The sequence below is a fragment of the Halorientalis regularis genome, assembly GCF_023698535.1.
Taxonomy (GTDB): Archaea; Halobacteriota; Halobacteria; order Halobacteriales; family Haloarculaceae; genus Halorientalis; species Halorientalis regularis.
Genome location: NZ_JALJCL010000010.1, coordinates 105,969 through 129,169, shown reverse-complemented (window position 1 = coordinate 129,169; position 23,201 = coordinate 105,969). Strand labels below are relative to the sequence as shown.

Here is a 23,201-nt window from a genome sequence, read left to right as displayed (position 1 = left end):
GTCACGTCCGAACGTTCAAGTACGGTCACGCGGCCATTCCGACGCGTGCCCGATACAGCCACCGTCAAGCGCGCCCTCTCCCGTCTCGCAGCGCAGTCAGCGGACGCGCCGGCCGTCGACGGCGGGTGGTTCGGTGGCGACGACTACCGGACCGTCGTCACGGCCGCGGACGACGCCGTCGAATCCCTCGCGGCCGCCGTCGACTTCCTCGACAACGACGGCCTCGACCGTCTCGACGCGGCGATCGAAGCCGCCGATGACGCGGGCGACTACGCGGCCGCCCGCCGTGGCCGACGCGCCCGTGAAACCCTGGCTGACTTCCGGCGGGCGGTCCGGTCGGACCAGTTTCACCACGGTCGCGGAACCACTTTAGGGGGTGGTGCCCAAGGGGATGAAAATGACACGGGTGATACATACGGGTGATACCCACCTCGGGTACCGGCAGTACCACCGACCCGAGCGCCGTGAGGACTTCCTCGCGGCCTTTCGACGGGTCGCAGAGGACGCGGTCGAGGACGACGTGGACGCCCTCGTCCACGCCGGCGATCTCTTTCACGACCGCCGGCCGGACCTGCCCGATATCCTGGGAACGCTCTCGATCCTGCGGGACCTGGCCGACGCCGACGTGCCCTTCCTCGCCATCGTCGGCAACCACGAGACCAAACGCGACGCCCAGTGGCTCGACCTGTTCGAGTCGATGGGCCTGGCGACCCGACTGAGCGACGACCCCGTCACCGTCGGCGACACGGCGTTCTACGGGCTCGACTTCGTCCCCCGGTCCCGGCGCGATGACCTGGACTACGACTTCGAGCCCCACGACGCGGCCAACGCCGCCCTCGTCGCCCACGGACTCTTCGAACCTTTCGACTACGCCGACTGGGACACCGAGCGCCTCCTCGCCGAGTCGACCGTCGACTTCGACGCCGTCCTGCTCGGGGACAATCACGAACCGCAGAAAGCCGAGATCGAGGACACCTGGATCACCTACTGCGGGTCGACCGAACGGGCGAGTGCCGACGAGCGCGAGGACCGGGGGTACAACATCGTCGAGTTCGACGAGCAGGTATCGATCAGGCGGCGCGGACTCCCGACCCGCGAGTTCGTCTTCGTCGAGGTCGAACTCGACGAGGGCGAGGGCGTCGAGCGGGTGCGGGAACGCGTCGGCCAGTACGACCTCGACGACGCAGTCGTCGTCGTCCACATCGAGGGCGAGGGCGATCCCGTCGCGCCGGCCAGTATCGAGGAGTACGCCGACGAGGCGGGCGCGCTGGTCGCCAGGGTCACCGACCACCGCGAGGTCACCGACAGCGGCGAGATCGACGTGAACTTCGCGGACCCCGACGACGCCGTCGCCGAGCGCATCCGCGAGATGGGGCTCAGCGAGGCGGCCCGCGACATCGACGAGACCGTCCGGGCGAGCAAGACCGCCGACTCGAACGTCACCGACGAGGTCGAACGGCGCGTCCGGGACATCCTCGACGAGGGCGACGACGCCGCGTTCCGGGCCGCCGAGTCCGAGACTGCCGATGCCGACCCGACCGGCGAGTCGGCGACGACCGACGACGCCGCCGAACCCACGCCGACCGAGGAACCGACGAAGACCGACGGCGGCGACGCGGGCGAGGAACAGTCGGCAGACGCCGAGGCCGGCCCCGACTCGGATCCAGACACCGAAGGGAACGGCCAGCCCTCGCTGGGTGATTTCGAATGAGGTTCGAGCGTGTCCGGCTGGAGAACTTCAAATGCTACGGGAACGCGGACCTGACCCTCGACAGTGGGGTGACAGTCATCCACGGGTTGAACGGGAGCGGGAAGTCCTCGTTGCTGGAGGCCTGCTTCTTCGCGCTGTACGGGGCCCGTGCCCTGGACGAGACGCTGGACGAGGTCGTGACCATCGGGGCCGAAGACGCCACGGTCGAACTGTGGTTCTCCCACGGCGGCGGGTCCTACCACGTCGAACGCCGGGTGCGCGTGACCGACGACCGCGCGACGACGGCCACGTGCGTGCTGGAGACGCCCGAGGCGACCTACGAGGGCGCGCGCGACGTTCGCGGCCACGTCGCGGAACTGCTCCGGATGGACCACGAGGCGTTCGTCAACTGTGCGTACGTCCGCCAGGGCGAGGTGAACAAGCTCATCAACGCCTCCCCCGCGGACCGACAGGACATGATCGACGACCTGCTCCAGCTCGGCAAGCTGGAGGACTACCGCGAGCGGGCCAGTAAGGCCCGACTCGGCGTCAAACACGTCCGGGACGGCAAGCGGGAGCTGCTCGACGACCTCGCCGACCAGATCGATCGGAAGGAAGACCAGGACCTCCACGGACGGCTCAACGCGCTCCAGACCGAGCGCAAGGACCTCGAAGCCGAGATCGAGCGGTTCGACGAGAACCGACAGGAGGCAGTGAAGACCCGCGACGAGGCCGAGGCGATCCTCGAGGAACACGAGGAGAAACGCGAGCGCCTCGGCACGCTCGAAACCGAGATCGAGGAGCTGACCGAGACCATCGAGGAGACCGAACGTGAACGCGAGCGACTCGGCGACCGGATCGGCGAGCTGAAAACCGAGATCGATGAGATCGAGGCCGAACGCGACGGATTGCTCGCCGAGTCGGAACTCGACGACCCCGACGAGGCGACGGTCAGTGCGACCATCGCGGACCTCGAATCCCGGGACGAGCAGTTACGCGACGACATCGAGGACCACCGCGTCGCGGCCAGCGAACACACGAGCGAGGCCGAATCGCTCCGGGAGAGCGCCGAGGACCTGGCGACCCGCGCGGAAGAGAAACGCCAGGAAGCCGAGGAACTGGCGAGCGACCTCGCAGAGACTCGAGAGACACTCGCCCAGCGGCGCGAACAGATAGAGCAACTCGAAGCCGACATCGAGGCCAAACGCGAGGCCTTCGAGGACGCCCCGGCCGCGGTCGGCGAGGCCAGCGACCACTGGGACGAACTCGTCGACGAGTTGAACGAGGCCCGCGAGCGACAGAAGGAACTGGAGACCAAACTCGAAGCCGAACAGCGGAGTCTCGACGAGGCCGAACAGTTGCTCGACGCCGGGAAGTGTCCAGAGTGTGGCCAGCCCGTCGAGGACTCCCCGCACGTCGAGTCCATCGACGAGCACCGCGAACGGATCGACGACCTGCAGGACGAACTCGTCTCGGTCCGCCAGCGCCGCGAACGGCTGGAGGAGGAGGTCGACGAGGCCAGCGATCTGGTCGACCGCGAGAACGAACTCCAGACGCTCCGGAACGATCTGGACAACGTCGAACAGCTGGTCGAAGAGCAGGAAGACGGGCTCGACGACACCGTCGAGAAGATCGAACGGCTCCGCGAGGAAGCCGACGAACTGGACGCCGAGGCCGAACAAAAGCGCGAGACCGCCCAGGAGGCCGAGTCGGCGGCCGAAGCGAAACGCGAGGCCGTCGCCGAGTGCAACGAAGAACGCGAGCGGATCGGCGACCGCCTCGACCGGCTGGAAGCAATAGAGGAGACCGTCGAGCGCATCGCCGACCGCGAGGACGAGATCGGGCGCCTGCGCGAGCAACGGACCAACAAGGCCGAGCTGAACGACGAGCGCCGCGACCGGCTAGCGGACAAACGCGACCAGCGCGACGAGCTCGACGCCGAATTCGACGAGTCGGCGGTCGAGCAGGCTCGCGAGGAGAAAGAACGCGCCGTCGAGTACATCGAGAAAGTCGAGCCGAAACTCGACGAACTCCGCGCGGAGCGCGACGACCTGATCGACGAGATCGGCGGCGTCAAACAGGAGATCGAGGAACTGGAGGAGCTGCGGGACCGGTACGACGACCTCGAAGCGACGGTCGAGCGCCTGGACTCGCTGTACGGCGAAACCGAGCGACTGCAGGAGATGTACGGGCAGCTACGCGCGGAGTTGCGCCAGCGCAACGTCGAGAGCCTCGAACGAATGCTCAACGAGACGTTCGACCTGATCTACGGCAACGACTCCTACTCCCGGATCGAACTCGACGGCGAGTACGAACTCACGGTCTACCAGAAAGACGGCCAGCCACTCGATCCCGAACAGCTCTCCGGCGGGGAACGGGCGCTGTTCAACCTCAGCCTGCGCTGTGCGATCTACCAGCTGCTGGCCGAGGGGATCGAGGGGGCCGCGCCGATGCCACCGCTGATCCTGGACGAACCCACCGTCTTTCTCGACTCGGGGCACGTCTCGCGGCTCGTGGACCTCATCAGACACATGCACGACCTCGGTGTCGAGCAGATTCTCGTCGTCAGCCACGACGAGGAACTGTTCGGTGCGGCCGACGATCTGGTGATGGTCTCGAAAGACGCCACGACGAACCGGTCGACGGTGGTGCGGAAAGACCCCGACGAGGCGACGCGGGAGGCCGTCGCCGACGCCGCGACGGACTAATCGCTGTCTGCGGTCTCGGTCGTGCCGTCACGGAGGTGAGAAAGCCCCTCGCGCCCCACGTCGGTGAGTTCGTAGCCACGTTCACCGGCGACGGTCGCGTCGGCGACTATGCCTGCGGCGCGGAACTCCCCGAGCAGGCCGTGGAGGTCGCTCTCACAGAGGTCGTACCCACCCATGAGGTCGCGCACGGCGACCGCGCCGCGCCGGTCGAGCTCGAAGAGCAGACCGAGTGCCCGGTCGTCGCGGACGGCGGTCAGGATCGTCCGCGCCGGGGCTGGAACGGAGCGCGCGGCGGTTTCGAGGGGTGACGCGTCGACGAACTCCAGCTGGTCGTTTGGGAGGTACCGCTCCTCGCCGGTTTCGGGGTCGCGGACGCGACTCGAATCGCCGGACTGTTTGACCAGCAACAGCCGCCTGCCGGACTCGTCGCGGACGGTACGCATCGACTGCGGGTAGTACTCGGTGACTGGTAACCGTTCTGGACTGCGCTCAGCCGTCGTCGCCGAACTTGTCTCTTGCGCGCTGATAGCGGACGTAGCCGTAGAAGAAGAAGGCGATGCCGAGGAAGAACACGGCCCCGCCGTCGACCACCTGGCCGCGGAAGACGACGAGCATCGGGCCCAGCGCGATGGCGAACAGGGCGACGTTGAAGATGGCGACGAGCTTCCAGAACGACCGGACCAGCCCCTCCGGCGCGTCGTTCTCGGATGGGTCCGGTGGCTCGGGGATGTCGACCGACGGAGCCCCGGGAGCCAGATCCGACTCCGGATCGGGTTCGCCCACGCTCTCGGGACTCCCCGGGTCGTCGGGCTCGTGGGGCCAGCGCTCCTCGTCCTCGCTCACTACCCCATGCGTCGGATAGCCGCCGAGAAAAGGGTTCCGTGACTGGCTTACACCGCGTCCTCCAGCGTCGTCGCCGCACTGGACTGGACCCACGCGAGCGGGTTCTGGGCGTCGTAGAGGACGACTCCGTCGTCGGTCTCGTAGGCCTCGATTGTCTCGACTTCGGGGCCGTCCGGTCCCGTTTCGGCACTGTCCAACTCCGACCGACTTCCGTTTGCGCGGTCCGTCATGTCGCTTCAGACTGTGGTATGACGTGTCATGGCATATACCTTGTGTTCCAGTCGCGGCTCGAAACGCGGGGACCGTCGGGATTTTAATCGGGGGTCTCGAACGGGTGGACAGTATGGACGAGACCGGGGACGGAACACAGACAGGTCTCTCTGCGTTCGAGGACGGGACGAGGAGCGATACAGGTGAGGGCGACGAGCGAGACGCCGCCGCCGAAGCCGCGGCCGTCGCGGGAAACGGCGGCGACACCTTCGAGATCGTCGACCTCGACGACATCCGCTATCCCGATGCCGACGAGTACGTGACCTTCGCGGTGACACAGATCGACTACACCGTCGAGGGCCGTGGCGACGACGAGTTCCCAGTCGTCCACCTGTTCGGCCGCACGCCCGGCGCCGAGGAACTGGTCCACGTCGAAGTCTACGAGTTCAGACCCTACTTCTACGCGCCGACCGACTCGCTCACCGACGCGGACCTCCAGCGCGACCGCATCACCGGCTGGGAGGAGGAAGACGAGGACGGCGAGCCCTACGAGTCGATCCGGGGCGAGCGCCTGACCAAAATCTTCGGCCAGACACCCCGGGACGTGGGCCAGATGCGCGACGAGTACGATCACTACGAGGCGGACATCCTCTTTCCCAACCGCCTGCTCATCGACAAGGACATCACCAGTGGCGTGCGCGTGCCCGTCCGCCGCGAGGCCGCGGACGAACCGATCCGGGTGCCCCACGAGGAGATCGAAGCCGTCGACGCAAGCGCCCAGCCCCGCGTCAACACCTTCGACATCGAGGTCGACGACCGCCAGGGGTTCCCCGAGGACGGCGAGGAGAAGATCGTCTGTCTCACCTCCCACGACTCCTACGACGACGAGTACATCACGTGGCTGTTCGACGCCGACGAGGGCATCGATCCGCCCGAGGCCCTGGCCGCCTACGACCCCATCGAGGACGACTTCGAGGCCGACGTGCGCGTCTTCGAGGAAGAGGAGGCGATGCTCGAAGCGTTCGTGGACTACCTCGTCCAAGACACCGATCCAGATCTCGTCACTGGCTGGAACTGTCTTCCGGCTGACAGCGAGGTTTCGATGGCTGACGGGACAGTCCGAGAGATACAGGACGTTCAGGTTGGCGACGAAGTGGTTGGCAACGATCAACAGCAGACCGCAGTGGCAGAAGTGACGAACAAGTGGGAAAGCGAGAAAGAGGTTCTCGAGTTCGACCTCGCCGACGGAACGTCGCTCCGTTCGTCTGGCGACCACCGGATCATGATCGGTGACGACGAACGGGTCGACTGGAAGCGAGGTAACGACGTGGAACCGGGGGACTACGTTCTCAAGCCTCGGAAACTGAATATCGATTCTCCAACCATTCCGGCCTTGTCGGAACTCGTCCCGACCGAGAACCAGCGTTTCATCGATAAAACACAAGTAAAAGAATTCAAGTCTGCACTCCCGCACGGAGCGGTCACCGAACTCGCCGACGAGTTCGAAGTGACGAAAGAGACACTGTATCATCCGAAAACTGACGTTTGGACTCCCGAACGTTGTCGGACCGCAGCGGACACATACGAAGTTCCACTGCCGGATGGAGGTCGTGAATATCGGCGTAACGGTATCGAACTGGACCGCGAGATCTCCGAAACCGAAGTCTACCTTGCCGGACTCGTCCTCACGGACGGGACGATGTCGACTGATGATGGGATTCGGTTCTACAACACCCGCGAGGAGTTGCACGAGCAGTTCCCCGGTGATACCGCCCTCCAACCCGACGGGAAGGGTTGTTACAAGCAGGATGTCCTCGACTGGGCGAGGATGCACGTATTCAACGGGCTCGGAATCCCCTTGGGTGACAAGAACGAAGCTGATGTCGACCTCTCGCAGGTGTACGAACTCCCTGAAGAGTACGTTGCTCGATTCCTCGCTGGCGTCATCGACGGGGACGGGAGTGTCTCGTCGTCCGTAGTCGTTGCCGCGGAAAACCGTTCCATCGGGGAGTGGTACACCAAACTGTTCCGGCGTCTCGGAATATACGCGCAGCAGCGCGAGAACATCGTTCGTGTCCCGGACGCGGAGCGTGACCTGAATCGAGTGCAGCGGGACATTCTTCCCCATATGAACCATCCCGAAAAAGTCGAGGCGATCGAGGCCCTCGAAGGCGGGAAGAGCGGTCAGAGTGAGACCGTTCCCTATGCGCTGTTCGAGGCTGAGACGGGGAGTGACGAGAAGCGCATCGGTCGAGATAAACATCGACGAGGTATCAACCTGAAACGCCACGAGACCACCAGCGAACAGTGGGAGGAATACGTCTTCGTAGCTGTAGAAGACGTGAATGTCACGGGGACTGAAACGACGTACGACATCGAAACGACGACGCACAATTTCGTCGCCGACAACTGTCTCGTCCACAACTGCGACGATTTCGACGTTCCCTACCTGCTCGACCGACTCGAAGAACTCCAGGGGCCACACCACGACTACGACCTCTCGGCCGAACGGCTCTCCCGCGTGAACGAGGTCTGGCGCAACAACTGGCAGGGCCCCAACATCAAGGGACGCGTCGTCTTCGACCTGCTCTACGCCTACCAGCGCACGAAGTTCACCGAACTCGACTCCTACCGCCTGGACGCCGTCGGCGAACAGGAACTAGGCGTCGGCAAGGAGCGCTATCCGGGCGACATCGGCGACCTCTGGGAGGACGACCCCGAGCGCCTGCTGGAGTACAACCTCCGGGACGTGGAACTCTGCGTGGAGCTGAACGAGCAACAGGAGATCATCCCCTTCTGGCAGGAGGTCGCCTCCTTCGTCGGCTGTAAACTCGAAGACGCCACCACGCCCGGCGACGCCGTCGACATGTACGTCCTCCACAAACTCCACGGCAACCTGGTACTCCCCTCGAAGGGTCAGCACGACGCCGAGGACTACGAGGGCGGCGCGGTCTTCGACCCCATCACCGGCGTGCGGGAGATGGTGACGGTACTGGACCTGAAGTGTTTCAGTGCGGACACCGATGTTCTCACACCCGACGGGCCCAGGAACATCACCGAGATAGACGAGGGGGAGGACGTGTACACGCTGAACCCCGAGACGTTCGAGTGTGAGGTCAAGCCGGTCGCGGAAACCCACGAGTACGAGAACAAATTCGGCGAACTCCACCATCTCTCGGGCAACACGCACGATTTCAAGATCACCGAGAACCACCGAATGCTCTACTCGAAGGAACGCGGCTGGGACGAGCAGGACCCAGCCGACTTCGAGTTCGACGAGTACCGGGATATTCCCGACTACGAGCGGTACGCCTTCCCCCAGCACGAATCGATGTCGGGCCGTTCTCCGGAGACCTTCGACCTGATCGACGAAGTAGACGGTGGTCACGTCGTCGCGTACTACGAGGACGACCTCCGGACGTTCCGCCACCGAATGCCTGAGCAGGTCACGGACTCACTCGACCTGATCCGTGGCTCTTCCGAAGCAATGGGACTCCAGAAAAAAGTCGGCAAGTATCTGATTCCGCTGTCGGTCTACCAGGAACACCGCGACGCTATCGAGGCACACGCCGACGAAGTGTCTCTCAAGTACGAGGCACAACATCGGGAGACGCCACTCTCTTTCGAGATGTCCAACTGGCTCGAACTCGTCGGCTGGTACGTCACCGAAGGGAGTGCAGACGAGGCCAACCGACGCATCACGATCCATCAGGACGAGGGTTCCGAGCGGCAGGCTATCCGTCGTCTGCTCGACGAGATGGGCATCAATCACAGTGTCGATGATCGTGGCGTCAACGTCTCCAACGCGTATCTGCTCGACTGGTTCGTCGAGAACTGTGGAAAGGGATACAGCGAGAAGCGGCTCCCAGAGTGGGTGTTCGAACTGGACGGCGAACTTCTGGCGGTTCTCCTGAACACGATGATCCGCGGCGACGGGAGTCGGGCGGACTCTGGACTCGGAAAGTTCTGGACGAAAAGCGAAGCTCTCAAAGACGGATTCGCAACCGTCGCCGTTCGCTGTGGTCACAAACCGACCGTCTCGAAACAGTCGGACGGAACCTGGTACGTCTCCGTCGGCAAGCGAGGCTCGTTCAAGAAGTCGACGAACGCGACCGTCGAAGAACACGACGGCAACGTCCACTGTATCACCGCCGAGGACAACCACGTCGTCCTCGCCGGCCGGAACGGGAACTTCCAGTGGATCGGGCAGTCGCTCTATCCGATGTGCATGGTGACGATTAACGCATCCCCCGAGACCAAGGTCGACCCCGATGCCTACGAGGGTGACACATTCCGCGCCCCGAACGGCCAGCACTTCCGGAAGGAGCCCGACGGCGTCATCCGGGAGATGGTCGACGAACTGCTCTCCGAGCGCGAGGAGAAGAAATCCCTGCGGAACGACCACGATCCCGACTCCAGCGAGTACGAACAGTTCGACCGGCAGCAGGCCGCCGTGAAGGTGATCATGAACTGCTTCACGCCGGACACCGACGTGCTAACGCCCGACGGCGTTCGCAACATCCGGGACCTCGACGTTGGTGACGAGGTGTATTCGCTGGACCCAGATACGATGGAGATGGAGGTCAAACCGGTCGTCGAGACGCACGCATATCCCGACTATCGGGGTGATCTGGTCGACATCGAGACGAACAAGATCGACTTCAGCGTGACGCCGAACCACCGGATGCTCGTCCGGAAGAACGAGACGAACGGGATCACCGAAGACGAGTACGACTTCGTCGAAGCCGGTGACCTGGACGACGCGACGAACTACGAACTTCCCCACGACTGGGACGGACCCGACGGCGAGTACCTCGACGAGGTAGACCTCACCGAGTACCTCGACGAGTACGAGGTGTGGGTCAGACCCGAGGTTCACGGACACACGTTCGCCGCCGAAATCGGCTACTACCCGGACAAAGTACTGAAAAACGACATCGGGGAGGAGGGCTACGTGTTCGGCCCCGGTGAGTTCGAGGCCAACCGTGAGTATATCGAGTCCGTCGCCGAGCGAACGTACGTCCACGCCGAATCCGGTCGGAAGTGGATTCCACGGACGTTCGACGGTGATGACTTCCTCGACCTGCTGGCGTGGTACATTACCGAGGGGAACGTCTACACGTCCGAAACCAAAGAGTTCGGAGAGAAGGTCCGTGGTTCGGCGACGACAATCAAGATCGCACAGGAGGCCATCGCCGATGGCGGTGAGTCCCACCACGATGGGATCGGTGATTTGCTGGACCGGATGGGGTTCGACTACTACGTCGACGACCGGAGTTACCAGTTCACCTCCAGACTCCTCGGCGATTTCCTCGAACGACTCTGTGGAACGGACAGCTTCGAGAAGCGGATTCCGGAGTTCGTCTTCGAGTGCAGCCAGCGCCAGAAACGGCGGTTCCTCGACACGCTCATCGACGGCGACGGCGACCGGCAAGAGAATTCCTGGCGGTACAGCACCGCTAGCGAGCGACTTCGCGACGACGTGCTTCGGCTCTGTACCCACCTCGGTCTCACGGCCAGTTTCAACGAGGACAGCGGCGCATACCGCATCTACGTCACAGAGGACAGCAAGAACACGCTCCGGATGCACCGAAGCAGCGAACGTTCGACCGCCGACGACGGTGTGTACTGTGTCACGGTCGAAGACAACCACACGCTCATGGCCGGTCGAAACGGCAAACTCCAGTTCGTCGGGCAGTCGCTCTACGGCGTGCTGGGGTGGGATCGCTTCCGACTGTACGACAAGGAGATGGGCGCGGCGGTGACGGCGACCGGCAGAGATGTCATCGAGTACACTGACAAGGTCGTCGAAAACGAAGGGTACAAGGCTGTATACGGCGACACCGACTCCGTCATGCTCGAACTCGGGAGCGTCAGTCCCGACGACGTAGAGGGCGAGGTCGAAGTCACCGACGAGATGCGAGAGAAACACCCGGAGATGGGCGACGAAGAACTCCGGACCATCGCCGCGACGATCCAGAAGGGATTCGAACTCGAAGAAGTCATCAACGAATCGTACGACGACTTCGCGCTCGAACAGCTCAACGCGGAGTTCCATCGGTTCGAGATCGAGTTCGAGAAGCTCTACCGACGGTTCTTCCAGGCGGGCAAGAAGAAACGTTACGCCGGCCACATTGTCTGGAAGGAGGGCAAAGATGTCGACGACATCGACATCACGGGCTTCGAGTACCAGCGCTCAGACATCGCGCCGATCACCAAGGAAGTCCAGAAGGAAGTGATCGACCGCATCGTGAAAGGCGCGGACACGGAGGACATCAAAGACTACGTCCACGAAGTCATCCAGGACTTCGAGGCCGGCCAGTTGAGTCTGGACGACATCGCCATCCCCGGCGGAATCGGGAAGAAACTGGACAACTACGACACCGATACCGCGCAGGTCCGCGGCGCGAAGTACGCCAACCTCCTGCTGGGGACGAACTTCTCCTCGGGGTCGAAACCCAAGCGACTCTACCTCGACCGGGTGCACTCGGACTTCTGGGACAAGGTGGAGGCCGAACACGGACTGGACCCCTCGACGGATCCGCTGTACGGTGAGTTCCGGCGCGACCCGGACGTGATCTGTTTCGAGTACGAGGATCAGGTGCCCGAGGAGTTCGAGGTCGACTGGGAGAAGATGCTCGACAAGACACTCAAAGGGCCAATCGAGCGGATTCTGGAGGCGCTGGACATCTCCTGGGACGAGGTCAAGAGCGGGCAGGAACAGACCGGCCTCGGGAACTTCATGTAGCGTTGGCGACCGACTCGACGTCGACGCTGGCGTCGTCCGTGTCGGAGCGGTCCGCGAACTCGAAGCATGCGCCCCCCGTCTCGGCCTCGGTGACGGTTATTTCCCAGTCGTGGGCCTCGGCGATGGACTGGACGATGCTGAGCCCGAACCCCGTCCCGGACTCGCTGGTCGTGAACCCCTTCTCGAAGATGTCGTCGCGCTGATCCGCGGGGATGCCGGGACCGTCGTCGGCGACGAAAAAACCGTCCTCGAAATCGCCGACCGTGACGGTCACGTCCGGGCCACCGTGTTCGACCGCGTTGCGAAAGAGGTTCTCGAACAGCTGGGTGAGCTGTGAGTCGTCGGCCGAGACGGTTCGGGCCGTCGTGATTTCGACGGTCGCCGACCGGGTGTCGACGTTCTCCCACGCGGACCGACAGACTCGTTCGAGCGACACTGGCTCGCGGTTCAGGACGGCCTGTCCCTGTCGGGCCAGCGCGAGCGCGTCCGAGATGAGTTCGTCCATTCGCTCGTGAGCTTCGGCGATCTTCGCCATGTGGACGCTGTCGTACTCGTCGCGAGCGAGTTCGAGGCGGCCGTCCGCCACCGAGAGCGGGTTACGGAGGTCGTGCGAGAGGATACTGGCGAATTCCTCCAACCGTTCGTTCTGTTCTTCGAGGCGTTCTTTCTGATCGCGGAGCTGTCGTCGTGCCTCGATCTGTGCGGTCACGTCCTGGAAGAGGACGACCGACCCGGTGTCCGGTGCCGTCCCGTCGTCGCCGGGGCCGAGGGCCGACGTTTCGACGTTGTAGTAGCGTTCCTCGCCGTCTTCCACCCGCGTGAGGGTGTTGAAGCCGTCGTCGCCTTCGAAGGCAGTTTCGATCTGCGGGAAGGTCGATTCGAGGACGCCCCGATCACAGCCGAGTAGTCGTTCTGGGTCGATCCCGAGCAACTCCGCTGCACGGTCGTTGACGTCGACGACTACGTCACCGCGGTCCAGCACGAGGTAGCCGGTGTCCATCTCCTCGACGACCGACGAGCGGGCGACCGGGATGAGACGGAGGATGCGGTAGCGAAAGACCATCAACACGCCGATGGGGAGGGCGGCGGCGAAGCCGATGCTCGTGTAGTTGAACGCGGTCAGGTCGGTGAGATAGGCCACGTTGAGGAACCACGGGATGGTGAGTGCGCCGACGATGGACCACACCTGGCCGCGATAGTGACGGTTGGTCGTCTCGTAGGTGAGGAACATGAACGCGGCGCCGGCGACGAAGCAGTAGGCGAGGCCGTGGTGGAGGTAGAACATGGGGCCCCAGGTCACGTCGGCGACGACGGTGCCGTTGCGGGTGACGGTGGTCGCCGACTGAATCGTCCACGAGCGGAAGTTCGTGACTTCGAGGCCGGTCGAGACCAACAGCGGGGCGGTGACGAGTCCGAGCCGGCTCGGCCGGAACCAGGCAGACCGCTCGGTGTAGTCGGCGGCGAAGACGAACAGCGAGACTACGACGACGGTCCCCATCAGGTAGTAGCCGGGGTACAGCGCGAGTTTCGCGTCGATGTCGGTGACCGCGAGCCGCGCCGCGTCGCTGAGACACCACAGCGAGACCGCGACGATCAACACGAGAGGCGGGATCGGCGACAGGCGGGGGTTTTCGAAGTTCCTGACGATCACGAGAATCGTTGGAACGGCGACGAGAAGCGGGAAGACGAGCGGCAAGAGGAGCCAACTGAACTGCAGCATTTCCATCAGAACTACTCAGTTACGGGGCATGAATGTTGTGGGCATTTCACGTGACTGCTGGCGAAAACAGGTGTCGGCCGTCGGTTCTGTGGCCACTGCCTCCGTCATGCCGGCCCATCACAGGGGTCGTGAGTGACGGCCGCCATCGCCACGGGGACATCTGCTTTTCCAGATTACGAAATCAAATTTTCCATTGACGAAATCCTAACTGGGTGAATGCGAAAGTATTATGAACGTCTCGCACGGAGTTTGAGACGACTTAGGTGTCCCTAAACAATGGCAACACTCGAAATATCCAACCTACACGCTGAAGTTGCCGAGGAGGGCGGCGAGCAGATCCTGCGCGGGGTCGATCTCGAAGTCGAATCCGGCGAGATCCACGCGCTGATGGGTCCAAACGGCAGTGGGAAATCGACGACCGCGAAGATCATCGCCGGCCACCCGGCCTACGAAGTGACCGACGGTGAAGTCCTGTTGCACATCGAGGACGACGAGTTCGACGACCTCGACGAGGAGGTTCCCGAGGACCTCCGTACGTGGAACCTTCTGGAGCTGGAACCCAACGAGCGCGCGGCGCTCGGTATCTTCCTGGCCTTCCAGTACCCTGCGGAGATCGAGGGCGTCACGATGGTCAACTTCCTTCGGACGGCGCTGAACGCCAAACTCGAGGAGCGCGAGGAGCTGTTCGAGGAGGACGACGAAGACGAGGAAGCCGACGCCGACGACACCAACGAGGACGCGGCCGGCTACGACACGTCCCCGATGGAAGGCGACCCCGAAGAAGGCGACATCGGTGTCGCCGAATTCCAGGAGATACTGCAGGAGAAGATGGAACTGCTGGACATGGACGAGAGCTTCGCCCAGCGGTACCTCAACGCCGGCTTCTCCGGCGGGGAGAAAAAACAGAACGAGGTCCTCCAGGCCGCGATCCTGGAGCCCTCGATCGCGGTGCTGGACGAAATCGACTCCGGGCTGGACATCGACCGCCTGCAGGACGTATCCAACGGTATCAACGCCCTCCGCGACGAGCAGGGCGCTGGTATCCTCCAGATCACCCACTATCAGCGTATCCTCGACTACGTCGAACCCGATCACGTCCACGTAATGTTGGATGGCCAGATCGCCAAGTCCGGCGACGCCGAACTGGCCGAGGAACTCGAGGACAAGGGGTACGACTGGGTGCGCGAGGAGTTCTTCGAAACCGCGTAACCGTGCAGGGCTAGCACAGGCTAATATAGCTAGAGAAATAAACCAACATCACCAATGAGTTCAGATCAAGACCATCTCAGAGAGACGGACACGGAGAAGCGCTTCGAGTTCAAGAAAGAGGAGAACTCGGCTTTCGAGGCAGAGAAGGGCCTCACCGAGGAGACCATCCGTGTCATCAGTGAGGACAAGGACGAACCGCAGTGGATGCTCGACCGGCGACTCCGTGCGCTCGAGCAGTTCCAGGAGATGCCGATGCCCGACGACTGGCCGGGCGCGCCCGACCTGAGCGAGGTCGACGTCGACGAAATCGTTCCCTACATCCGCCCGGACATCGAGACGCGCGGGGGCGCCGAGAACTGGGAGGACCTCCCCGACGAGATCCAGGATACCTTCGACAAACTGGGCATTCCCGAGGCCGAAAAGAACGCCCTCTCGGGCGTCGGCGCCCAGTACGAATCGGAGATCGTCTACCAGAACATGCAGGAGCGCTGGGAGGACAAGGGCGTCATCTTCTGTGACATGGACAAGGCCGTCCAAGAGCACGAAGAGATCGTCAAAGAGTACTTCATGACCAAAGCGGTGCCGCCCAGCGACAACAAGTTCGCGGCGCTGCACGGCGCGATCTGGTCGGGCGGGAGCTTCGTCTACGTCCCCGAAGACACCACGGTCGATATGCCCGTGCAGGCGTACTTCCGGATGAACTCCGACGGGATGGGCCAGTTCGAGCACACGCTGATCATCGCCGAGGAGAACTCCGAAGTCCACTACATCGAGGGCTGTTCCGCGCCGAAGTACTCGGCCTTTAACCTCCACAGCGGCGGGGTCGAAGTGTTCGTCAAGGAGAACGCCCACGTCCAGTACTCGACGGTGCAGAACTGGTCGAAGAACACCTACAACCTCAACACCAAGCGCGCCATCGCCGAAAAGGACGCGACGATGGAGTGGGTGTCGGGGTCGATGGGGTCGAAAGCGACGATGCTGTACCCGTCGACGATCCTGAAGGGCCCGGGCGCGACGGACAACCACATCACGATCGCCATGGCTGGCGAAGGACAGAACATCGACACCGGCGCGAAGGTCTACCACAACGCGCCGGACACGAAGTCGACTATCGAGTCCAAGTCGATCAGCAAGGACGGCGGCCGGACGAACTACCGCGGCCTGGTCCACATGGCAGACGGCGCGGAGAACTCCTCCACGTCGGTGGAGTGTGACGCGCTGATGTTCGACAACGAGTCGACCAGCGACACGATGCCGTACATGGAGATCCAGGAGAACAAGGTCGACGTGGCCCACGAGGCGACGGTCGGGAAGATCGGCGACGAGGACGTGTTCTACCTGGAGACGCGCGGGCTAGACGACGACGACGCCAAGCAGATGATCGTCGCTGGCTTCATCGAGCCGATCACGGAGGAGTTGCCCATCGAGTACGCGGTGGAACTCAACCGCCTCATCGAACTGGAGATGGAGGGCTCGCTCGGGTAATCCCCGGATTCCACTATGAGTACGCAGGTACACGCAAACCTCACGGAGGAGCAGGTAGCGGAGATCAGCGAACAGCTCGACGAGCCCGAGTGGCTGCTGGAGACGCGACTCGACGCGCTCGACGCGCTCGAAGACCTCGACATGCCCGCGGTCATCCAGACGCCGGGCCGGGAGTGGACGAACCTCGACGCCCTCGACTACGAGAGCTTCGTCGACCCCCTCGAGATGGCTCAGGAGAAAGACCGCGTGGACGCCGACGGCGTCGACGTGCTCTCCTGGTCCGAGGCGCTGGACGAACACGGCGACCTGATTGAAGAACAGTTCGGCAGTGTCGTCGATCCCCAGCGCAACTACCTCACCGCGCTGTCGACGGCGCTGTTCTCGGCCGGGACGGTCGTCTACGTCCCCGAAGGCGTCGACGCCGAGGACGTGAAGATCCGGACCCGGATGAACAGCCGGGCGCTGTTCAACTACACGCTCGTGGTCGCCGAGGAGTCCGCGTCGGTCACCATCCTCGAACGGCAGGAGACCGGCGAGGACAGCGAGGTCGCGTCAGCGACCTCGGATGCGAGCGGGCGCTACTACAGCGGCGTCGTCGAAGCCGTCGCCGACGAGAACGCCCACGTCCAGTACGGTGCGCTCCAGAATCTGGACGAAGACACCTACAACTACCAGGTCAAGCGCGGCCACACCGATCAGTACGCCACGGTCAACTGGATCGAGGGCAACATCGGGTCGCGCCTGACCAAGACCAGCGTCGAGACCCGCCTGCTCGGTGACAGCTCCGAGAGTAAGATCGTCGGTGCCTTCTTCGGCCACGAGGACCAGCACTTCGATCTCGGGTCGCGGGTCTGGCACGAGGCCGAACACACGACTGCCGATCTCGTGACCCGCGGTGTGCTGGACGACACCGCCCGCTCGGTCTACGAGGGCGTCCAAGACGTGGGTCAGGACGCCTGGGACACCAACTCCTACCAGCGCGAGAACACGCTGATGCTGAGCGACGAGAGCGAGGCCGACGCCTCCCCGAAGCTGATCATCAACAACCACGACACCGAGGCCAGCCACTCTGCGACGGTCGGACAGGTCGACGCCGAGGACATGTTCTACATGACCTCCCGGTCGATCCCCGAGCAGGTCGCCGAGAACATGCTGGTCGAGGGCTTCTTCGAGCCCGTCCTCTCCGAGGTCGCGGTCGACGAGTTCCGCGAGGACCTCGCGGACCTGATCGCGCACCGACTGCGCGAGTAGGAACTGCTGGTTCGCGGTCTCGTCTTTTTACGTCACGCCAGCCAGGAGAGCCAGCTCCCGTAAGCCTCGAATTCGGCGATCTCTGCGGTTTCGGCCGTGCCGTCCTCGAAGCGGACGTGTCGGTAGGTCGGATCGCTGGGCGGCGTCGCCGGATCGCCCGAGAGCCAGTGGACGGGGCGGTCGTGGCTGGCCTCGGCCAGTGTCTCCCGGACGGCTGTCACGGCCTCGTCGGGGAACTGGTAGAGCGCGATGGTACTGAACACGACGAGCGTCGCGTCCGTCGGTGCGTCGCCGAGGCGGTCGGGCAGGACCTCGGCGGCGTCACCGGCCACGAGTTCGGGGGGATCGTCGGCGGCCAGGTCCAGCGCGGCGGCCAGTCGTTCGTGCCGTCGGTGCTGGTTCGGCAGGACCAACGCTCGGAGCCAGCGGGCGTCGGCGTCGCCCGTCACGTCGAGGGGATTCAGGTCGACACCCCACCGCTCTGCGACGGTCGGCGGTTCGTCGGGCAGTGGCGGCGTCCCGTCCCGGACGGTGGTCTCGATGCAAACCGGAGAGTCGGAGTCGCCGACGACGCGCTCGTCGAACTCGTAGCGGTACCGGTCCCAAAGCAGGTTCAGCCCGGCGCTGGCCCCGAGTTCGACGAGGGCGAGGGGGCCGCCGTCGGCGCCGGCGACGCGAGCGAAAGCCGGATAGAGGACGGCCGACCGGCCCACGTCGTTGGTCTGGACCAATCGATCGCCGAGGCGCTCGCGGATCGCCTCGCGGTGGTCGCGACAGAACGCCTCGAACGCTGGAAATGGATCGCGCTCGGTCGGATCGGCGGGGTCGTCGGCACAGGTGGGATAGAAGTCGGCCAGCTGGTGGTCGACACCGGAGAGAAGGAGGTCGTGGACGGCACCGAGCAGGAGGTTCGGGGCGGGCTGACTCGGCGGGGCCGTCGCGGCGAGGTCGAGGAGGGCATCGTCGTCTGCGGCGGCGCGGCACAGTCGCTCGTACAACGGGGACTAGTCGCTCGCCCAGTCGGCGCAGTCGTGGAACTCGTCGGCGCGGGGCATGGTCGCTGGTCCCACAGCGGCCGTTTAGCGGTGTCGGTCCCGAGGGAACGGCTTAAGTTCCCGCCTCCCCGATTCCTGGGTATGCAGGCGGGACAGAGTCGATGCCGCTGGCGGTGGTCGCTGTGAGCGTCCAGCAACCGGTGTCCAGCGACCACCAGCTGGCGCGGTTACTGCAGATCGGCGTCGTCCTCGAGGAGGTCGTGGAGGCGCGAGCGGGCGAACACGCCCGGACGATGGAGGTCGACGACCCGGAACTGGAGGCGTTGCTCGCCGAGGCCGCCGAGGAGTCGGCCGGCCACCGCGAGCAACTCGAGGATCTGATCGACGACCTCGAAGCCGACACGATCCCGTTCGAGGAGATCAAGGGGCTGGTCAGGGCCCAGTACGAGTCCGAGGCGGACTTCGACGGCGTCCTCTACGACCAGCTGTGTAACGAGGAGACGGCCTACAAGTTCTACGACGACCTCATCGCGGCCATCGAGGACTCCGACGCGGCACTCAGCGTCGACCGGGCGCAACTGATCGAGACGCTGTCGTCCATCCGGGAGGAAGAAGCCGAAGGGGTCGAAGAGGTCACCGAACTCATGGAGAAACGAGAATGACTGGGAGCTATCCGTACGGAGGGGGTCTCGCGTGAACACGTCCGACCAGTATCTGAAGGCGATCTATCTCGTCCAGCAAGAGGAGGACGGCCCGGCCTCGACCGGCCGCGTCGCCGACATGCTCGACGTGAGCCCCGCGAGCGCCAACGAGATGATCGGCAAACTCGAGGAGCAGGACCTGCTCGAACACGAGAAGTACAAGGGCGTCACCCTCACCGACGAGGGCATCGTCCGCGCCCGGGACGCGCTCCAGACCTACTGTATCATCGAGCGGTTCCTGCTGGAAGTCCTCGAAGTCGAGGAGTTCCGCACCGAGGCCAAGCAACTCGAACCCGTCATCGACGAGACCGTCGCCGACCGCCTCGACACGATCATCGACCGGGCCCCGCAGTGTCCGGACTGCTTCGACCCCGAAAACGACGCCTGCAAACTGCTTGAAGTCGAACCCGATCCGGCGGACTGAACTACTTTTACTTTCACTCCGGCTGGCTTGCATATTTGCAACCGTCGGCCGAACGGCTTTCCATGGAGTGTCCGACCTGTGGTAAGTCACTCACAACTGAACGTGGCGTCAAACAACACCACACGAAGGTCCACGACGATCCACTCCCAAACCGGGAGTGTGCCGGTTGTGGGGCGGAGTTTTACGATCCAAAGGCCCGCCTGACGTACTGCGACGACTGCAATCCCAACGCCGGCGAACACAACGGTAACTGGAAAGATGCGAAAGAGGAAACCGAGTGTGAACGGTGTGGTGACGAGTTCGAGTACTACCCGTCAGATAAGAAAGGCGTCTACTGCCCGACGTGTGTCGAGGAAGCGGACGAATTCCTCGGAACGCATTACGCAGAAGTCCACGACATCGAACCTGTCTCACGCGAATGTAAGCAGTGCGGGGAACAGTTCGAGGTTCTTCCTTGTTTTACGAGGGATGGTGACCGGAAGTTCTGTGACCACGATTGCCTCAGTTCGTGGCTCTCCGACGAGTGGGGGGACGGGACTGCGGTGTATAATGGTGACTGGCGCTCAATTCGAAGACGAGCGCTTGAGCGGGACGATTACCAATGTCGCTTCTGTGGTAAAGACCGTGACGAGATGGGCCGTAATCCTGACGTTCATCACATCAGGCCAGTTCGGGATTTCGACGATCCACAGGATGCCCACGTTATGGACAACGTTATCTCGCTCTGCCGGAGTTGTCACGGACTGGCTGAACACGAGAACATCCCGGCATCGGTGCTTCGTGTCATGGTGAAATCCCGGAATCCATAAGACGCCAGAACCAAAACGAAGTATTGCAGTCCCGTGGTGTAGTGGCCAATCATCTAGGCCTTTGGAGGAGTACACCCTGTATATACTGTGACACCCCGGCGGTGTATTCCGAGGATAGCCTAGGACGGCGGTTCGAATCCGCCCGGGACTACTACCAAATAAATAATATATTCTTTCTGTAACACGTTCCACCGGAACCGAAGCAGTTGAATCTCCGGGTGCCGTATCGCTCGTCGAGGACGATGATCGACCCGGTGTTCGCGCACGCAGGTTCCTCGGCACTCCCCGTTCCCCATGCCGTCGTCGACGGCGTCGTCGGGGTCGGTGCCGGACTGGTGGTCGTGGCGCTGTTTTACGTGTTCCTGCGGTACTACGCGGGGTCCTCGGAGTCGGAGTTCTGAACGTCGTCCATTCGGTCGGCGTAGTCCCAGGTGGCGACACGGGTCGGGTCGATGCGGATCTTGACTTCTTCGCGGTCCTTGTCGAGCAGGCGCTGGGCCAGCTCGGAGTCGGTGCCGCCGAGATAGCGGTCGATGAGCGACCGCAGGACGGTCTTCTCGGGGTCGGGGTCGACGGTGGCCTGGCCCTGGCCGCGGACGCCCCGGTAGGGTGGGTCGTTGACCGAGACTTCGAAGGCGACGCCGGGGTCGTGGTCGAGGAACTCGATCACGTCGGCGCTGGCGGCGGTCGCACAGTAGAGGGCGTCGTCGCGGAACTCGTACCACAGCGAGAGCATCCAGAGCCCGCCGCCGGGGGTGCGACAACTCAGCCGGATCGGGACGCGACTGTCGGTGAGGAAGGCGGCCGCCTCCGCGCGGGTCCAGGGGCCGGAGGGGTCCCACGACCGGTCGGTCTCGGGCCCGGTGGATCGGTCGCTGTCGGTCACGGCTCGTAGGACGGGCCCCAGACGGAAATGAGCGTGGGGCGGGTTCTTTTCTCGGCTCGGCGGTACCGTCCGGTATGCGAGTTCGACAGGTACTCCGGAACAGTTTCATCGCGGGACTGGCGCTGCTGGCACCGCTGGTCGTGACCGTCGTCGCGATGCAGTTCCTGGTCGGCTGGGTGACGACGCTGATCGACCCGGTCGTGCAGGGGACGCGGCTGACCCAGTACACGGCCAACATCGAGGCGGTCGCGCAGGTGCTGGCGCTGCTGCTGATCGCGGGAATCGTCGTTCTGCTGGGCTATCTCGCGCAGGGCCGGATCGGACAGCGCGTGTTCGCCTGGATCGACCGTGGAATCGGCGTCGTCCCGCTGGTCAGCATCGTCTACTCCAGTGTCAGGCAGGTCGCGAACGCGCTGACCGAGGGGTCGAACCGCTACAAGCGCGTCGTCATGGTCGAGTATCCGCGCGACGGGGTCTACAGTATCGGGTTCGTCACGGGTGACGGCCCCGAAGAAGCCGCGAGCGCGGCCGGCGAACAGTTGTACAACGTCTTCCTGCCGAACAGCCCCAACCCCACGGGTGGGCACTTCCTCATGGTGCCCGAGGACGAGGCTCACGAACTCGACATCAGCGTTCGTCGTGGGGTTCGCTTGCTCGTGACGACCGGGATCGCCGAGAGCGACGAGGAGATGGCCGAGTTACGGGCCGAGGCCGATCTGCCGAAGTCCGATTACATGTAGGCCGCGTCCCAGCGCGTGGGTTTGCGGCTGTTGCCACACTCACCGCACTCGATGCGGCCCATGGCGTCCATCGCGTTGGCCAGCGAGTCGCACTTCCCGCAGTGGTAGCCGTACTTCTCCTCGCGGGTCTCGTCGGTGTAGACGACGTGGAAGGGCCCGGCCGAGCCCTTGTCCACGTCGTCGTGGTCGATGTACACCGTCTGGCCGTCGTCGGTCGTGCGCGGTTCGAGTCCCTCCGGTTCGGCTTCGAGGTAGAGCGCCTCGGTGTAGGGACTCCCGTCGATCTCGACTTCCCCTTCGCCGACCTTCTCGAAGCCGCGTTGTTTGTAGAAGGTGTTGCCGACTTCGTTCATCGAGAGGACGCGCCCGCGGAGCTGGGTGATGCCCTGCTCGCGGAGGCGGTCGCGGACGGCGTCGAACAGATCCGAGCCGATCCCCTCGCCACGGTAGTCCGGATGGACGTGGAGCCACAGCAGGTCCGCGCCGGTCTCGTCGTCGTGGATCACGGTCTCGGTGAACGCGACCGGCTCACCCTCGTGTTCGGCCAGCACGAAGAGCATGTCTTCCCGATCCACTTTCTCCGCGTACTCGTCGTCGTCGTACCACTGGTGGACCGTCCCCTCGATGGTCCCGGGACTGAGGGTGTAGGACGCTTGCAGCGACCGTTCGGCGATCTCCATGATCGCTTGCTGATCGTCAGGAGTTGCCGCTCTGACTTCCATATGTTACAGTACGGCGGTGGCTCTCATAAATCCATGTCACACCGTATCGATGTGGCGTTG

At 63.7% G+C, this 23,201-nt stretch carries 19 protein-coding genes and 1 tRNA gene; 13 read left to right on the top strand and 7 right to left on the bottom strand.

The window, feature by feature from the left end; translation table 11 throughout:
* Nucleotides 1-45 precede the first annotated feature (45 nt).
* The 3 genes from MU521_RS14110 to rad50 are packed head-to-tail and all read left to right on the top strand — an operon-like array spanning nt 46 to nt 4,398.
* Nucleotides 46-423 carry a DUF7966 family protein gene (locus MU521_RS14110; protein ID WP_139171129.1) on the top strand — a complete coding sequence of 126 codons (378 nt, stop codon included), beginning with the start codon at nt 46-48 and terminating at the stop codon, nt 421-423.
* Nucleotides 398-1,711, top strand: a complete 1,314-nt coding sequence (gene mre11 / locus MU521_RS14105) for a DNA double-strand break repair protein Mre11 (protein ID WP_092693278.1) — start codon at nt 398-400, stop codon at nt 1,709-1,711. The genes MU521_RS14110 and mre11 overlap by 26 nt, the downstream gene beginning before the upstream one ends.
* Nucleotides 1,708-4,398: a DNA double-strand break repair ATPase Rad50 gene (rad50, locus tag MU521_RS14100; RefSeq protein WP_092693280.1), complete on the top strand. Its 2,691-nt coding sequence runs from the start codon at nt 1,708-1,710 to the stop codon at nt 4,396-4,398. Before mre11 ends, rad50 begins: the two co-directional genes overlap by 4 nt.
* Here the strand turns inward: rad50 and MU521_RS14095 are convergent.
* The 3 genes from MU521_RS14095 to MU521_RS14085 are packed head-to-tail and all read right to left on the bottom strand — an operon-like array spanning nt 4,395 to nt 5,471.
* On the bottom strand, nt 4,395-4,841 hold the full coding sequence (locus MU521_RS14095) for a DUF7346 family protein (RefSeq protein ID WP_092693281.1): 447 nt from the start codon (nt 4,839-4,841) through the stop codon (nt 4,395-4,397). The two genes, rad50 and MU521_RS14095, sit on opposite strands and share 4 nt — an antisense overlap.
* Before the next feature lie 46 nt (nt 4,842-4,887).
* A complete protein-coding gene (locus tag MU521_RS14090; RefSeq protein ID WP_092693282.1) occupies nt 4,888-5,241 on the bottom strand; it encodes a DUF7322 domain-containing protein in 354 nt (117 codons plus the stop codon).
* Between the two features lie 47 nt (nt 5,242-5,288).
* Nucleotides 5,289-5,471, bottom strand: coding sequence for a DUF7331 family protein (locus tag MU521_RS14085; protein WP_077205259.1), 183 nt, complete (start codon nt 5,469-5,471; stop codon nt 5,289-5,291).
* A gap of 113 nt (nt 5,472-5,584) precedes the next feature.
* On the opposite strand from MU521_RS14085, the gene MU521_RS14080 reads away from it, so the two are divergent.
* A complete protein-coding gene (locus MU521_RS14080; RefSeq protein WP_092693284.1) occupies nt 5,585-12,199 on the top strand; it encodes a DNA polymerase domain-containing protein in 6,615 nt (2,204 codons plus the stop codon).
* Here MU521_RS14080 and MU521_RS14075 read toward each other — a convergent pair.
* On the bottom strand, nt 12,192-13,919 hold the full coding sequence (locus tag MU521_RS14075; RefSeq protein WP_175452886.1) for a sensor histidine kinase: 1,728 nt from the start codon (nt 13,917-13,919) through the stop codon (nt 12,192-12,194). The two genes, MU521_RS14080 and MU521_RS14075, sit on opposite strands and share 8 nt — an antisense overlap.
* Before the next feature lie 276 nt (nt 13,920-14,195).
* Between MU521_RS14075 and MU521_RS14070 the strand changes: the two genes are divergently transcribed.
* The 3 genes from MU521_RS14070 to sufD are packed head-to-tail and all read left to right on the top strand — an operon-like array spanning nt 14,196 to nt 17,864.
* Nucleotides 14,196-15,128 carry an ABC transporter ATP-binding protein gene (locus tag MU521_RS14070; RefSeq protein WP_092693287.1) on the top strand — a complete coding sequence of 311 codons (933 nt, stop codon included), beginning with the start codon at nt 14,196-14,198 and terminating at the stop codon, nt 15,126-15,128.
* A 54-nt stretch (nt 15,129-15,182) separates the two neighbouring features.
* The gene (gene sufB, locus MU521_RS14065) at nt 15,183-16,613 is read left to right on the top strand and encodes a Fe-S cluster assembly protein SufB (protein ID WP_250864806.1); all 1,431 of its coding nucleotides are present in this window, start codon (nt 15,183-15,185) and stop codon (nt 16,611-16,613) included.
* Nucleotides 16,614-16,628: 15 nt separating this feature from the next.
* On the top strand, nt 16,629-17,864 hold the full coding sequence (sufD, locus tag MU521_RS14060) for a Fe-S cluster assembly protein SufD (protein WP_092693290.1): 1,236 nt from the start codon (nt 16,629-16,631) through the stop codon (nt 17,862-17,864).
* Nucleotides 17,865-17,896: 32 nt separating this feature from the next.
* Here sufD and MU521_RS14055 read toward each other — a convergent pair whose 3' ends face one another.
* Complete coding sequence (locus tag MU521_RS14055; RefSeq protein ID WP_245681190.1) at nt 17,897-18,862, bottom strand: DUF2332 domain-containing protein; 966 nt, start codon at nt 18,860-18,862, stop codon at nt 17,897-17,899.
* 179 nt (nt 18,863-19,041) lie between these two features.
* Between MU521_RS14055 and MU521_RS14050 the strand changes: the two genes are divergently transcribed.
* From MU521_RS14050 to MU521_RS14030, 5 genes are all read left to right on the top strand, one after another.
* A complete protein-coding gene (locus tag MU521_RS14050; RefSeq protein ID WP_092693513.1) occupies nt 19,042-19,521 on the top strand; it encodes a rubrerythrin in 480 nt (159 codons plus the stop codon).
* 31 nt (nt 19,522-19,552) lie between these two features.
* Nucleotides 19,553-19,984: a metal-dependent transcriptional regulator gene (locus MU521_RS14045; protein ID WP_092693291.1), complete on the top strand. Its 432-nt coding sequence runs from the start codon at nt 19,553-19,555 to the stop codon at nt 19,982-19,984.
* A 62-nt stretch (nt 19,985-20,046) separates the two neighbouring features.
* Nucleotides 20,047-20,793, top strand: a complete 747-nt coding sequence (locus MU521_RS14040) for an HNH endonuclease (protein WP_092693293.1) — start codon at nt 20,047-20,049, stop codon at nt 20,791-20,793.
* 27 nt (nt 20,794-20,820) lie between these two features.
* Nucleotides 20,821-20,944: transfer RNA gene (locus MU521_RS14035), tRNA-Gln, on the top strand.
* A gap of 91 nt (nt 20,945-21,035) precedes the next feature.
* Nucleotides 21,036-21,194, top strand: a complete 159-nt coding sequence (locus MU521_RS14030) for a hypothetical protein (RefSeq protein WP_175452887.1) — start codon at nt 21,036-21,038, stop codon at nt 21,192-21,194.
* Here MU521_RS14030 and MU521_RS14025 read toward each other — a convergent pair.
* The gene (locus tag MU521_RS14025; protein ID WP_092693295.1) at nt 21,164-21,679 is read right to left on the bottom strand and encodes a pyridoxamine 5'-phosphate oxidase family protein; all 516 of its coding nucleotides are present in this window, start codon (nt 21,677-21,679) and stop codon (nt 21,164-21,166) included. The two genes, MU521_RS14030 and MU521_RS14025, sit on opposite strands and share 31 nt — an antisense overlap.
* A gap of 74 nt (nt 21,680-21,753) precedes the next feature.
* Here MU521_RS14025 and MU521_RS14020 point away from each other — a divergent pair, with 74 nt between their 5' ends.
* A complete protein-coding gene (locus MU521_RS14020) occupies nt 21,754-22,419 on the top strand; it encodes a DUF502 domain-containing protein (protein ID WP_092693297.1) in 666 nt (221 codons plus the stop codon).
* On the opposite strand, the gene MU521_RS14015 is transcribed toward MU521_RS14020, so the two are convergent.
* The gene (locus MU521_RS14015) at nt 22,410-23,141 is read right to left on the bottom strand and encodes a GNAT family N-acetyltransferase (protein WP_092693299.1); all 732 of its coding nucleotides are present in this window, start codon (nt 23,139-23,141) and stop codon (nt 22,410-22,412) included. The genes MU521_RS14020 and MU521_RS14015 overlap by 10 nt on opposite strands.
* Nucleotides 23,142-23,201: the final 60 nt, after the last annotated feature.